The organism is Mesorhizobium sp. Mes31, assembly GCF_024519675.1.
GTDB lineage: Bacteria > Pseudomonadota > Alphaproteobacteria > Rhizobiales > Rhizobiaceae > Mesorhizobium.
Genome location: NZ_JALJRL010000015.1, coordinates 71,632 through 84,274, shown reverse-complemented (window position 1 = coordinate 84,274; position 12,643 = coordinate 71,632). Strand labels below are relative to the sequence as shown.

The window sequence follows — 12,643 nt, the reverse complement described above, 5'->3', positions numbered from 1 at the left end:
TGGAAACAAGAAGGCGCCGCATCGCTGCGGCGCCCTTTTGTTGTCGAGACGGCAGGATCTCAGAAGAGGCCTTCGATCTGGCCTGCCTCGTTGAGGAAGATCTTCTCCGAGGACGGCGCCTTGGGCAGGCCGGGCATGGTCATGACTTCGCCGCAGATGATGACGACGAAACCGGCGCCGGCCGACAGCCGGACCTCGCGCACCGGCACGGTGTGGCCGGTCGGCGCGCCGCGCAGGTTCGGGTCGGTCGAGAAGGAGTACTGAGTCTTGGCCATGCAGACCGGCAGGTGACCGTAGCCGGCCTCTTCCCAGGCCTTCAACTGATCACGCACCGACTTGTCGGCGATCGCCTCGGAGCCGCGATAGATGCGCTGGACGATGGTGTTGATCTTCTCGAACAGCGGCATGGCGTCGGGATAGAGCGGCGCGAACTGCGAGGCGCCGGATTCGGCCAGCGCCACCACCTTGTTGGCGAGATCCTCGATACCGGCCGAGCCCTTGGCCCAGTGCTTGCACAGGATCGCTTCCTCACCCATCGAGGCGACATAGTCCTTCATCGCCTGGATTTCGGCATCGGTGTCGGAATAGAAGTGGTTGATGGCGACCACCGCCGGCACGCCGAACTGCCTGATGTTCTCGATGTGGCGGCCGAGGTTGGCGCAGCCCTTCTTCACTGCCTCGACGTTTTCCTTGCCGAGGTCTTCCTTCTTGACGCCGCCATTCATCTTCATGGCGCGCACGGTGGCGACGATGACAGCCGCCGCTGGCTTCAGGCCCGCCTTGCGGCACTTGATGTCGAAGAACTTTTCAGCACCCAGGTCGGCGCCGAAGCCGGCTTCGGTGACGACATAGTCCGCCAATTTCAACGCCGTCGTGGTGGCGACGACCGAGTTGCAGCCATGCGCGATGTTGGCGAACGGGCCGCCATGCACGAAGGCCGGGTTGTTCTCCAGCGTCTGCACCAGATTGGGCTGCATGGCGTCTTTGAGCAGAACGGCCATGGCGCCGTCGGCCTTGAGGTCGCGGGCGTAGACCGGCGACTTGTCGCGGCGATAGGCGACGATGATGTCACCGAGGCGCTTTTCGAGGTCCTTCAGGTCGGTGGACAGGCACAGGATGGCCATGACTTCCGAGGCGACAGTGATGTCGAAGCCGGCCTCGCGCGGAAAACCATTGGCGACGCCGCCGAGCGAGCAGATGATTTCGCGCAGCGCGCGGTCGTTCATGTCCATCACGCGGCGCCAGACGACGCGGCGGGTGTCGATGCCGAGCTCATTGCCCCAGTAGATGTGGTTGTCGATCAGCGCCGACAAAAGGTTGTGCGCCGTGGTGATGGCGTGGAAGTCGCCGGTGAAGTGGAGGTTCATGTCCTCCATCGGCACGACCTGCGCGTAGCCGCCGCCGGCGGCGCCGCCCTTGACGCCGAAATTCGGTCCGAGCGAGGCCTCGCGGATGCAGACGATCGCCTTCTTGCCGATGCGGTTCAGGCCGTCACCGAGGCCGACCGTGGTGGTCGTCTTGCCTTCGCCGGCAGGCGTCGGGTTGATGGCGGTGACGAGGATCAGCTTGCCGTCCTTGTTACCCTTCACCGACTTGATGAACTCGGCCGATATCTTGGCCTTGTCGTGGCCGTAGGGCAGCAGGTGTTCGGTCGGGATGCCGATCTTGGCGCCGATTTCCTGGATCTGCTTCTTCTTGGCGCCGCGCGCGATCTCGATGTCGGACTTCACTTCGGCCATGACGGCTTTCCTCTGGATTGGACGGTGGAGGGGACGGGTTTGATCTCACTTGCAGGCATGTTGAACCCAGGCGCGGGCATGTTCTAACCCTGTCGCTGCCGCGGCGTCAACTTGCATGCAACTATGTTTCCTGTGAAGAAAATTCCTCTGCGGCGGCCGACCTGCCATCGGTTCTTTCTGCTCCGCTTGCCGCGCCGTATAGAAGCCAGAGCAGAGGCGCTTCCGCCGTCTCAAAACAGCCGCACAATGCACGGAATGCGACAGAGGCGACGGCGCAAATTCGCCATCGCCCAAGCCTGAAGCGCATCGTGCTTGATCGGGTTCAGGCGATGCGCTTCAGGTCTTTGTTTTCAGGAGGCTGCTTTTGGGCGACCCGCATTGGGCCGGACAGCGTTACTGCGTCAGCACGTTGCTGATTTCGACCATGTTGGAGCGCACCCTCAGCACGTAGAAGCCCATCGTCGTCAGGTGCGTCGGCAACAGCCAGCCATCCTCGCGGCCATTGGCGATGATGAAGGGCTGGATCTTCAGCGCCGAGACGAACTGCGAGTCCATCGTATCCCACAGGTTCTGCAGGTGCTTTTCCTTGATGACGTCCTCGAAATCGGCCTGGGCGCCTTTCATCAGGCCGTAATAGGCATAGAGCTGGCCATAGGCGAACCAGTAGCGGTCGTCGGCGCGGAAATCGAACCAGCCATTGTTGTGGTTCTCGGCGCGCTCCTTGAGGATCGCCGACGTCGAACCGATGTCCGACGAGATACGATCGATATACTGCTTCAGATTGTCGGCGCGTGCATCGAAGGTGGCCTGGCAGGTGGCGAGCCGGGCGTTGAAGGAACGCAGCATGCGCACGGCGTCGCGATAATAGCTCGGCGTCGGCGTCTTCGGGCCGAACGGGTTCAGGCCGAAATACCAGGTCTCCTCGTCGAACTGCAGATTGCCGCGGGCATTCTGCAGATCGCTGTCGATCTGCGAGGTGGTGCGCACGCGGCCGAGATTGTCGGCAAGCTCGGTCGCCGTACGCCGCACCGCCTGGTTGATGCCGCGCTGGAACGAAGCCTTGTTGTCCATCCACGGCGTGTGGTCCCAGTCGATGCCGAACAGGCCGACCTTGTAGAGGATCATCGACGAGATCCAGGCATTCTGGTTGACATTGAAGTCGGTGAGGTCGGCCGCCACCTGGGCGATACCGGAGTTTCCGCAGGTCTTGGCGGTGTCTGTGCCGGCCCCGGCGGCGACTTGTTCGCCGGCGGAAATGTTGCGCTTCTCGAAGGTGTAGGTATCGGGATAGTTCGGGTTGAAATTGTTCCACCACTGGGTGGCGTAGAAGAAATTGGCGTAGAGGCCGATCAGCACCAGCAGAGCCACGCCGACCGCGGCCTTCAGGATCCAGCCGCGCTGCGTGTACCAGCGCCCGGCCCACAGGAACGGCCACAGGATAACGCCGATGAGCAGGCCGATGCCGCGGCCGATCCATTGGAAAATCCGGGTGAAGAAGTTCACGATCGGATCAAGCATGGCGATGTCACCCCTTCAAAGCATGATGCCAAAAGTTGCAGACTTTTTGGAAAACATCATGCGCCAAAACAACAAGTTAGAACGAAATGGCGGTTCATTTCGTTCTAGTCAGTCAGGCCGTAGAGGCGTGTGCGAAACGCCACCTTGTCCTTCAAATATGTGGTTTTCAGAACGTCCACAACATGCGATCGCCAGGCGTCGCTGAAGCCGTCATAGTCCTTGTAGAAGCCCTGCTTGTTGAAGATGTAGCGTGCGACGAAGTCCGACGGCACGAAATCCGAGATCAGCCGGTTGGTCAGCCAGGCGTCGGGGTGATCGGGCTTGGCGCGGACGACCAGGAAACGCTGCTGCGGGAAGACATCGTCGATCTTGAGGTGGCCAAGCTGGGCGATCTCGCGCTTGGCGGCGTTGAGGAAGGGAAAATTGCCGTCCCTGGTTATCAGGTCGGCATGGCTCTGGATCCAGGTCTGCAGCCAGACCTTGTCGACATCGGTCAGATTGCGGTCAGGCTCGGCGTCGCGGATCAACGCGCGCACCACCATCTCGGCACGGTGCTCGAGATAGCCCGATGTCTCGATCCAGGACGCGCGCGGCAGTTCGATGCGGCCGGTGGAGGCGAGGAACTTGAACACCTTGTCGGCATCGTTGATCGAGATATAACTCACCTGCCACGGCCGCGAGCGGCGGAAGCCGGGGGCGGCCGGATCGCTGATCACCGTCGTCATGTCCGGATCGACGAACACGTAGAGCCCGCCGAAATGGCTGGTCCAGTAGGCATTGTGGCGGAAGATGACCTGGTCCGGCACCAGCGCGTTCTCGCGGATGTCGCCGCAGACCTTGGCCAGTTCCACCATGCGGGTCAGCATGGCGTTGTCGCGCCAGGCGTCGGGCTCCTGCTTCAGCCGGTCGACGAGCTTGCCGAGTTCAGCGGCCTTGCCCAGCACGTCCTCCGCCGACAAAACCTTGAACTCGACCTGGTTGATCGACAACAGGTCCTCGATGTCATTGACCTTGGGAACGGAATCCTCGATCTCGCCATAGATGACGTCCTTGATCGTCAACGCGTCGATGGCGCGCTGGTTCTTGGACATGAACTCGAACATTAGCTGCGAGGTGTTTGAGAAAGCGGTGTGCACCACCGGCAGGTCGATCTGTGACGGCGTCAGGATGATGAAGCGGCGATTGACCTCGTTGGGATCGAGATAGTCAGGATCGCCGCATTCGTCCGCCACCTCGGGCGAAAAGCCGGTGCGGTCGATCTGGAAGCTCTTCAGCCTGGTGGGTTGGAGGCCGAACGCGGCCAGCGCCTTGTTGTAGCGCAGGATGAGATGCGGCTCGTCGACCATCAGCAGCCGGCCATAGATGAGTTCGTTGTCGCGCAGAAGGTCGGGTTTCTTGGTGGGGGTCATCCTTCCTTCTCCCCGTTCACGGGGAGAAGGTGCCCGAAGGGCGGATGAGGGGCGCGAGCCTTCCTTCTCCCCTTGTGGGAGAAGGTGGATCGGCGCGACAGCGCCGAGACGGATGAGGGGTGTTCCAGCGGAGTGAGACGCTGGCGTTCCCTGGAACACCCCTCATCCGTCGCCTTCGGCGACACCTTCTCCCACAAGGGGAGAAGGGAAGGCGGGCTCACCTCACGCATTCCACAGCCCCTTCTTCTTCATCTCCTCCATTTCGCGCGCCGCCCGTTCGCGCAGGCGAGCGTCGCGCAGCAGCTTCTCCGCCGCGGCGTCGTCGGACTTGTCGGAATAGCGGAACTCGCTGTCGGCGTAGCGGTTGATCTCCTGCATGACCATGTCCATCGAGAACGGGCCGCGCAGTTCCTCGATCATCGCCTTCTTCTCGTCGTAGCCCTTGTGCATGAAGGCTTCCGGCTTCTCGAACCAATCGTCGGGAAGCTCGATGTCCATGGCGCGCATCTTGATGGCGTCGGTGACATTCTTGATGGCGCGGCCGGTGAAGCGCGGCTCGGCATCCTTGATCAGGTGCAGATAAGTGCCGATGTCGGCCATGGATTTCGGCGCGCCATTCTCCTTCATGTATCGCTCATAGACCCTCATCAACCCGTCTTCCTGCGGCTTCTCATGCTCCTCATAGGCCTCGGTCACGGCGCGCTGAATCTCCTGCGCGGCGTAGAGCTTGTGGTCGCCGAGCGGGATCTTGTGGTTCTTGCCGGCAAGCAGCACGAAGATGTCGATGTAGTCGTCGCGCGTCTGCGGACCGTCGACCAGCCAGCGGGCGCCGGCGCGCTGGCGCAGCGCGTCGTCGACATTTTCAGGATAGTTGGAGAACATGCCGAACGAGCAGTTGCCGCGCACCACGGTGCCGGCACCGGCGAAAGCATCCATCAAGACGCCGGTGATCTCCTGCTGGCCGGCCGAAGCGCGGTCGTCGGAGCGTCTGGCCGCCACCTGGTCGATGTCGTCGATGGTGCCGAAGCCGATGACGCGCGGGTTGAGCACATTGTTGATGAACTGGCGGCAGTTCTGGCCTGACTTGCCCTGGTAGGACGAGATCTGGTCAACGCCGAAATTCTCGTAGGCGAAGGGATAACCGGCGACCTGGCAGTAACCGTTGACGAGGCCGGCGATCATCTGGATCAGCGTCGTCTTGCCGGTGCCGGGCGCGCCATCGCCGATGAAGGTGAACAGGAAGCCGCCGAGCTCGACGAAGGGGTTCAGCTCGCGCTCGAAATCATAGGCCATCAGCATCTTGGCGAGCTTGACCGACTGGTATTTGGCGATGTGGTTGCCAACGACCTCTTCCGGCGTCTTGAAGGTCATCACCAGGGGCTTCGACCGCTTGCCCGGCGCGACGTCGAAACCATCGAGGGTGAAATCGTCGACATCGATGCGGATATGGGCGTTCTCGAAGGGGCCGATGCCGTCGAAGCGGCCCTTGCGCGCCAACAGCCCGTCGATGGCGACACGAGCAAAGGCGCGTGCCCTGGTCATCAGGTCGGCGTCGTCGGACGATCCTGATACCGCCTTGTCGAGGCCGGCCAGGATCGACTTCACCGCATCCTGCGGCGTGTCGAACAGGAAGTCCGGCTCGGGACTGTCGTTGGGCGCTTCGCCGTCGCTGTCGATCAGCTGGAACAGATAGGAAGCGAGGCTGAAGGCCGAGATGTAAGCCGAGGCTGACAGAAGCTTCTTGAAAGTGGCGGCCTCGTCGCCTTCGAGGGGGGCGCGGGTGTTCTTCGCCTGCAGGCTTTCGAGGTCCGAGCCTTCGGCGAAGACGTCCGATATTGCGAGCGCGATGGCCGTGCCGCGCCGGGCGCGAAACAAAAGCGTGTGCTGGGGGATGGTCAGCAGCTGATCGTCGGGATGGACGGCGCCGACGGTTTTCGACAGCTCGACCTCGCGCGTGCGGCGCACCGAGCCGACCGAGACGGTGGAGACGAAGCGGCGGTTGGTGCCGGCAAGGGCGGTGCCGGATTCGCGTGAGGGATCCTCCAGCACGACGATGCGGGTGATGAAGCTCTGCGCGGTGGCGCGGTGCTTCTCGATCGCCGCTTCCGGAATGGTGGTCAGGCCGGTGTCCATGAAGGGTGCTCCGTGGTGTGACGGTCAGACGTCCGAGATGACCTGTCCGTTGGACAGGATATGGACCTTGTAACCGGAAAAGATCTTCTGCGCCTCGCCGGCGGCATAGAGCGCCTGATAGGCCTCGTGCGGGATCAGTGCATGGTTTTCGTAGCTCGACACGCCCTGGCGCGCGGCCTCGAGGTCGTCGGTGTTGATGAAGAATTCCTGCGTCGTCTTCTCGCTCGAAAACAGCCCCTTGCGGCCAGGCTTCTCGCCCTTGGAATAGACCTCCTGGATGGTCCAGGTCAGCAGCCAGGCATTTTCCGGCTTGCGCACCTTGGCCAGGACCTCGGTCACCGTCGAATTGTTCTCGGTAATCCCTGCCGAATAGAACGGGCCAAGCACGACGCGGCGCAGCTGCTTGGGATGCAGCGGCTCGAAATCCTTGTCGAGGTTGACGGCAATCGTCGCCGGCGACAGCGTATAGGCGGAGTTCTTCTCGGTGAAATCGTCGAAACGGTGGGCAAGCTCGGGATTGAGCAGGCCGTCGACCGGCAGCGGAATGTCGATCGTCTCGTTCAGCTTGCCGTTTCTGTCGACGAGCTGGCGGATCATCGCTTCGGAGGAGTCCTCGACCGTTACCATGTAGACCAGCGGCAGGTTGGCGCTGCCGTCGAAGGTGGCCCAGTGAACGAGATAATAGGGCCGCGCTGTCTTCGGATTGACCGAGACCTTGGCCGTCTGCGCCAGCGTGAACGGACCGAACGTGGTCTCGCTTTTCACGTCCTCGAGGTAGAGCCGCTCGGCCATCGACTTCTGCAGCGCCTCGGGGAATTCCTTGTGGCGCAGGATGAAGTCGGCCATCTCCTCGCGCAGCTCGCCGGCCAGCGGGATGTTGGCAAGCCGCGCGTCGGCCTGGCGGCGGTCGTTCTCCAGTTCGAGCAGGTTCTGGAAGACCGGGAAGCCGCTTTCGGCGCGCGAAATGCGGAACGTGTCCATGAAGCCCAGCCGGTTGCGCCAGCAGGAAAAGGACTTGTCGAGCCGGGCGATGTATTCGGCGACGATCTTGGCGACGATGCCGTGCCGGTAGAGCGGCGAGCGGTCGTCGCGCATGAACACTTCGAGCCCGCTGAGTGCTGCCGTTATCGCCGAGAAATATCGCGCCGCCGCATCGTTTTCGGGGGTCATGCTGTCAGCCCTGGGATTGTCGCACCGGTGCGTGCGGCAATTACTGCTGCACGTAGTTGGCCGAATTGTGCTTCTTCAGCACCTCGTCGAAGCGGCGGGCGAAGGCATCGTCGGCCAGCTTCTTGCGGCGCTGGATGTCGGCGCTGGCGACCATGTTCTTCTCGTGCATCTCCAAGAGGTCGCCGATGTGCTTCTGCGAGGCAGCACCAATGCCGGCCATGGTTTCCTCGGCGGTGTTGTCGACCTGGCTGCCCAGCGTGTTGATCTTGTGGGCGACGTCCTGCTGGGCGGCGGTTTTCAGCGAATCTTCCAGCGCCTTGTAGAGCACGATGCGCTGCTCGGTATCGATGGTCAGCTTGTTGATCAGCGTCGATTGCGCGGCGATCTGGTTGTTGAGCGAATCGACGAAGGTCTGGAACATCGAGGTGTAGCGCTCGAGCGTCTGGCTTTCGGCCAGCAGTTCCTGTTCCTTGGCCTGCTTCTCGTTGTATTCGGTGGCGAGCTTGGAGCGCTCGCCTTCGAGCTGCGTGCGGTCCTTCTGGCTGGTCGAGGCCGCGATCTTGTTCTCGATGTCGAGCAGCATCGGATTGAGTTCCTCGATGCGCTTCTGCACGGCTTCGAGGTTGGACATGGTGGTCTTGCGGCGCTCGATCACCTGCGACAGGCTGGTCTCGGAGGTCTTGTAGCGCTGATCGAGAACCTCTTTCTGCGCCTTTAGGATGCCGACGATGGTGTCGGACTTGGCCAGCAGTTCCTGCAGATTGCCGGCCAGCGACATGTTGCGGACACGGTCGGTGCGCATGCGCTGCTTGCTCTGGCTGGAGAAGATGCCGATGAAATTCTCCCAGCCGGTGTAATTCTTCATGCTCTCGAACTCGGCGCCGAAGACGTTGGTGGCATCCTCGAGCCCGATGATCAGGTCGGCGATGTTGCCTTCCATCACCTTCTGCTGCTTCAGCACATCCTCGATGCGGGCATTCTCGATGTCGAAATTGGCGTCGCCGATCTTCTTGTCGGCGGTGGCGAGCGTATCCAGAACGGTACCGGACTGCTCGATCTTGGTGCGCATGTCCTGGACGACCTGCTTGGTCTTGGCAATTTCGGCATCGAAATTCTGCAATGTCGCCATTGGGGCCTCCCGCTTCGGCATCAGGTCGCTGGTTGCGAACAGCGGCGAATATATGTGGGGCATCCGGGGATTGAAAGACGCAAGACAAGGCCGGCCCGAAAACAAAAAGAATTCGTCACGGTCTTGAAAGACAGTGACGGCGTGGTCATGGCGTGATTACCGCGTCGCGCGAGCGTAGTTCAGCTGTCATTGAACTTTCATGCCGGCAAAGCAACTGGGAAAGCGTTCAATCTCCGCCGATGCGGATGCCTCGAAATTCGACACAGCACTGAACCAGTCGGGGGCCTCGAGAACAGCCGGAGCGAGCACCGTCGCCAAGCGCGCCGACGGTTGCTAGGGCTTCGGATCGGCCTTCAGATAGGCAATGACATTGGCGATGTCGTCGTCACTGGTCAGGCCGCCGAAGGCCATCTTGTTGCCAGGCACCTTCAGCTTCGGGGCCTTGAGATATTCGGCAAGGTTCGCCTCGTCCCAGACAAGGCCGGCGGCGCCGGCGCTCTTCATAGCCTCGGAGTAGTGGCCAAGGAAGCTCTCGGCGCTGCCGGCGGTGCGGCCGACGACACCCATCAGATGCGGGCCGACCTTGTCGCGGTCGGTGGCCGCTTCGTGGCAGGCGATGCATCGGTTGAAGACGTGCTTGCCCAGCGCCGGGTCGCCTCCGGCATGGGCGGCAAGGGCACTGGCGAGGAGAAGGGCACCGGCAGACGAAGCGGCTCGAAACATGGCTGACCCCCGACGAGTTCTGGCTGGAACGAGATGACGCAAAATAGAACCGAGGCCTTAACAAACGCTGCATCGTGGCGGGATTGCGGAAGACCGGCCAGCGCCTGATCTCGTATGTGCTGACCATGACCTCCGCAAGTCAGGCTTGCTGCGCCAGATCGCGGCGCAGGAAATCATTCAGCCGTTCGACCGCAGGCGTTGTCGACAGCGGGTTGCGCAGGATGCCGATTTCGAGATCGGGCAGCACGGGAAGCCCTTCATTGCCGCCGATGATGCGTAGCGACGGCGGCACGCTGCGCTGAGCCAGGCCGGCAACCGCAAGCCCGGCTTGCACGACCGCGACAAGGCCAAGCAGGGAGGCGCTGGAATAGGTGCAGCGGTAGGACCGGTCGGCATCGCCAAGCGCCTGCAGGACATTCATCCTGGCGGCACAGCCAGGCTCGAACAGGGCGACGGGCAAGGGATCGCTCTCCCAGGCGACATGGTTGGGCGAGGCGACCCAGACGAAGCGTTCCAGGCGGATCACATCGAGCGCCTGTTCGGGCAGACGGGTGACGATTGCCAGGTCCAGCCGTCCCTCCGCCAGCGTCTTCACCAGCGCGGTCGATTGTTCGCAGATCAGTTCCACCGTCACCAGGGGATGCTCCGCCGCGAAGCGCGACAGCACCGGCGGCAAGAGGAACGCCGCATAGTCATCCGGTACGCCAAGGCGCACGCTGCCCGTTTCTTTCGGTCGGGTGACGCTTGCCCACGCCTCGTCCGACAGCTTCAGCAGCCGGCGGGCATAGATCAGGAAATCCTCGCCGATCGCATTGGGCGTGACCGTTCTCGGTCCCCGCACCAGCAACTGGGTGCCGACCATCTCCTCCAGCCGCTGCATCTGCATGCTGACGGCCGACTGGCTGCGGCCGACGCGAGGCGCCGCATTGGAAAGGCTGCCGCTCTCGACGACGGCGACAAAGGTTTTCAGCAGATTGAGGTCAAGGGGAGCGGCCATGCTGCTATCAGCATATCGAATGGCTGGTCACAAATCTATTCGTTTGTTTGAAGGCTTTGTTGCTGTCCAGATGGCTGTCCCAGCGTTGGAAAGACCACGCATGACGGATACATCGAAAGCTCGCTTTCCGGCCGCCAACCTTGCCCTGGCGATGGTGATTGCCGGTACGGTCGGCGCCTTCGTCACGGAATCGGGGCTGCATCCCGTGACCATCGTCTTCTGGCGTTGCGTGTTCGGCGCGGTATTTCTTTTCGCGTGGTGCCTGCTGCGCGGCTATCTGCCGGATCGCACCCTGTCCTTGTCCCGCCTGGCGCTGGCCGCGCTTGCCGGCATCTGCATGGTGCTCAGTTGGACGGCCTTCTTCGCCGGCTTTGCCATGACGTCGATCGCCACGACGACGATCGTCTACCATGTGCAGCCGTTCTTCGTGGTGCTGATCGGCGTGATCTTTCTCAAGGAGCGCATCTCGCTCGACCAGGTCCTGTGGATGCTGGCGGCGTTTCTTGGCGTCGTGCTGGCCAGCGGCCTCACCATTTCGCACGGGCATGTCGACGCCAACTGGGCACTGGGCATTGGACTGACGCTGGGAGCGGCCATGCTCTATGCCGTGGCGACCATCCTCGCCAAAGGCCTCGGCCGGCAGCGCGCGGAAATCACCGTGCTTTGCCAGACCGTGGTGGGTGCCGTCATGCTCGCCCCGTTCGCGGCGGTTGGCCAGCACATCCCACTGGCGTCATGGGGTTGGCTTGCCGGCATCGGCGTCCTGCACACCGGCATTGCCTATGTGCTGATGAATTCAGCCTTTCCGCGCCTGACGACACCGGTGATCGGCGTCATCACCTTCATCTATCCGGTCGTCGCCATCATCATCGACTGGGCAATCTACGGGCATCCGCTTGGATTGGCACAGGCTGCCGGCATGGTGCTTATCGCGCTGGCAACACTTGGCGTGCGCCGCGGCTGGCGGTTTTCGAGATGGCATGTCTCGGCCGCGTGAGCTTGCTCAGGCCCTGACAAAGCCGATGAAATCGTCGGGCGCCGCACGCCCCATCTCTTCTTCCCAGTGACGGCGGCAGAGCGAGACGTAGACGTCCTTGCCGATCGCCACCTGCTCGCCTTGCCGGGCGACCTTGCCGTCGGCGCCGAGGCGCACCACCATCGTCGCCTTGCGGCCGCAGCGGCAGATGGTGCGCACCTCGCGCAAATCGTCGGCGATGGCCAGCAGCGCGCGCGAGCCGGAAAACAGCTTGCCCTGGAAATCGGTGCGCAAGCCGTAGCACATGACCGGGATGTTCAGGCGATCGGCGATGCGGGCGAGCTGCCAGACCTGCTCTTCCTCGAGGAACTGCGCCTCGTCGACGAAGACGCAGTGCACCGTCGTATGCCCGTGGTGCTCGGCAACGCGGGCGAACAAATCGTCGCCGTCGCGGAACATCTCGGCTTCCGTCTCCAGGCCGATGCGCGACGAGATCAGGCCGCTGTCGCCCTTGCGGTAGTGGCCGGCGACGAACAGCATCGTCGTCATGCCGCGCTCGCGATAATTGTACGACGCCTGCAGCAGCATCGTCGTCTTGCCGGCATTCATCGTTGCGTAGTGGAAGTAAAGCTTGGCCATGCCGCCCTGAAGGTCTGTTGATATTCAGGTGATGCCGGCCTGCAAATGGCGGTTCCTGCGCTTCGGTACTCACGTACCCGAAAGTACGCTCCGCTCCGGTTCTCGGAACCCACCATTTTCGGCGCGGCCTGACCTGAATCTAAACAGACCTTAAGCCGACTTGCCCCGGCACGGGGAGGGGCGCCGTCGCGTTCCCCCCAAAAAACACCA

At 62.3% G+C, this 12,643-nt stretch carries 10 protein-coding genes; 1 reads left to right on the top strand and 9 read right to left on the bottom strand.

The features are described 5' to 3' along the window. Window positions 1-59: 59 nt before the first annotated feature. The 8 genes from NR193_RS23575 to NR193_RS23540 form a co-directional block, all read right to left on the bottom strand. Window positions 60-1,739 carry a formate--tetrahydrofolate ligase gene (locus NR193_RS23575; protein ID WP_256753152.1) on the bottom strand — a complete coding sequence of 560 codons (1,680 nt, stop codon included), beginning with the start codon at window positions 1,737-1,739 and terminating at the stop codon, window positions 60-62. A gap of 393 nt (window positions 1,740-2,132) precedes the next feature. Then, window positions 2,133-3,257 (bottom strand): DUF2333 family protein, encoded by a 1,125-nt coding sequence (locus NR193_RS23570; protein WP_256753151.1) that lies wholly within the window; start codon window positions 3,255-3,257, stop codon window positions 2,133-2,135. Between the two features lie 104 nt (window positions 3,258-3,361). Then, window positions 3,362-4,666 (bottom strand): DUF6638 family protein, encoded by a 1,305-nt coding sequence (locus tag NR193_RS23565; protein ID WP_256753150.1) that lies wholly within the window; start codon window positions 4,664-4,666, stop codon window positions 3,362-3,364. 222 nt (window positions 4,667-4,888) lie between these two features. Then, entirely contained in the window at window positions 4,889-6,799 is a 1,911-nt protein-coding gene (locus NR193_RS23560) for an ATP-binding protein (protein ID WP_256753149.1), read from the bottom strand. 24 nt (window positions 6,800-6,823) lie between these two features. Beyond that, a complete protein-coding gene (locus NR193_RS23555) occupies window positions 6,824-7,969 on the bottom strand; it encodes a hypothetical protein (protein ID WP_256753148.1) in 1,146 nt (381 codons plus the stop codon). A gap of 40 nt (window positions 7,970-8,009) precedes the next feature. Next, complete coding sequence (locus NR193_RS23550; RefSeq protein ID WP_256753147.1) at window positions 8,010-9,098, bottom strand: hypothetical protein; 1,089 nt, start codon at window positions 9,096-9,098, stop codon at window positions 8,010-8,012. A 333-nt stretch (window positions 9,099-9,431) separates the two neighbouring features. After that, window positions 9,432-9,821, bottom strand: coding sequence for a cytochrome c family protein (locus NR193_RS23545; RefSeq protein ID WP_256753146.1), 390 nt, complete (start codon window positions 9,819-9,821; stop codon window positions 9,432-9,434). A 139-nt stretch (window positions 9,822-9,960) separates the two neighbouring features. Beyond that, complete coding sequence (locus NR193_RS23540; protein WP_256753145.1) at window positions 9,961-10,818, bottom strand: LysR substrate-binding domain-containing protein; 858 nt, start codon at window positions 10,816-10,818, stop codon at window positions 9,961-9,963. A gap of 100 nt (window positions 10,819-10,918) precedes the next feature. Here NR193_RS23540 and NR193_RS23535 point away from each other — a divergent pair, with 100 nt between their 5' ends. After that, on the top strand, window positions 10,919-11,815 hold the full coding sequence (locus tag NR193_RS23535; RefSeq protein ID WP_256753144.1) for a DMT family transporter: 897 nt from the start codon (window positions 10,919-10,921) through the stop codon (window positions 11,813-11,815). 6 nt (window positions 11,816-11,821) lie between these two features. Here NR193_RS23535 and NR193_RS23530 read toward each other — a convergent pair whose 3' ends face one another. Then, the gene (locus NR193_RS23530) at window positions 11,822-12,433 is read right to left on the bottom strand and encodes a thymidine kinase (protein ID WP_256753143.1); all 612 of its coding nucleotides are present in this window, start codon (window positions 12,431-12,433) and stop codon (window positions 11,822-11,824) included. Window positions 12,434-12,643 lie beyond the last annotated feature (210 nt).

What these genes read in the sequence shown, in the direction of transcription:
- NR193_RS23555 (WP_256753148.1), bottom strand. Translation starts at nt 7,969, where the DNA reads ATGACCCCCGAAAACGATGCGGCGGCGCGATATTTCTCGGCGATAACG.
- NR193_RS23565 (WP_256753150.1), bottom strand. Translation starts at nt 4,666, where the DNA reads ATGACCCCCACCAAGAAACCCGACCTTCTGCGCGACAACGAACTCATC.
- NR193_RS23575 (WP_256753152.1), bottom strand. Translation starts at nt 1,739, where the DNA reads ATGGCCGAAGTGAAGTCCGACATCGAGATCGCGCGCGGCGCCAAGAAG.
- NR193_RS23530 (WP_256753143.1), bottom strand. Translation starts at nt 12,433, where the DNA reads ATGGCCAAGCTTTACTTCCACTACGCAACGATGAATGCCGGCAAGACG.
- NR193_RS23570 (WP_256753151.1), bottom strand. Translation starts at nt 3,257, where the DNA reads ATGCTTGATCCGATCGTGAACTTCTTCACCCGGATTTTCCAATGGATC.
- NR193_RS23535 (WP_256753144.1), top strand. Translation starts at nt 10,919, where the DNA reads ATGACGGATACATCGAAAGCTCGCTTTCCGGCCGCCAACCTTGCCCTG.
- NR193_RS23550 (WP_256753147.1), bottom strand. Translation starts at nt 9,098, where the DNA reads ATGGCGACATTGCAGAATTTCGATGCCGAAATTGCCAAGACCAAGCAG.
- NR193_RS23560 (WP_256753149.1), bottom strand. Translation starts at nt 6,799, where the DNA reads ATGGACACCGGCCTGACCACCATTCCGGAAGCGGCGATCGAGAAGCAC.
- NR193_RS23545 (WP_256753146.1), bottom strand. Translation starts at nt 9,821, where the DNA reads ATGTTTCGAGCCGCTTCGTCTGCCGGTGCCCTTCTCCTCGCCAGTGCC.
- NR193_RS23540 (WP_256753145.1), bottom strand. Translation starts at nt 10,818, where the DNA reads ATGGCCGCTCCCCTTGACCTCAATCTGCTGAAAACCTTTGTCGCCGTC.